Raw genomic sequence first — 350 nt, 5'->3', positions numbered from 1 at the left:
TGACGATGATTCGCCCACGAAAATCCTGGCGTTGAAAGGTATCGGAAATGGTTTTTCCAATATCCTTTATTTCCGCCGGAAAGCCGGAGAATGGGAATTGTATAAGTTTGAAGATACAAGTATCTGATACAGGTTACGACGCACTATAACAGTATAACTTATAACTAAAAATATATGTATTCTCTTTTGCCCTACAATACATTCGGCATCGATGTCAGTGCCGCTCGTTTTTTAGAATATTCTTCGGTTGAAGAACTGAAGAAGCTGATTGTGCAAGGTGCCATTGTGACACCTTTTTTGCATATTGGTGGCGGCAGTAACCTGCTGTTTACCAAAGATTACGACGGGTT

At 40.6% G+C, this 350-nt stretch carries 1 protein-coding gene and 1 pseudogene; both read left to right on the top strand.

What is annotated here, in order from left to right:
* The coding region (locus AB5935_RS28245) for a DUF4348 domain-containing protein (protein WP_368328135.1) at window positions 1-127 on the top strand (127 nt) is incomplete at its 5' end.
* Between the two features lie 47 nt (window positions 128-174).
* Window positions 175-350, top strand: a pseudogene (locus tag AB5935_RS28240) (UDP-N-acetylenolpyruvoylglucosamine reductase); the annotation flags it as partial.

The sequence above is a fragment of the Phocaeicola sp. RTP21198st1_B8_RTP21198_201120 genome, from assembly GCF_040929485.1.
Taxonomy (GTDB): Bacteria; Bacteroidota; Bacteroidia; order Bacteroidales; family Bacteroidaceae; genus Phocaeicola; species Phocaeicola dorei.
Note: the sequence above shows the minus strand (reverse complement) of the source record. Positions and strands in the feature narration are given on the sequence as shown.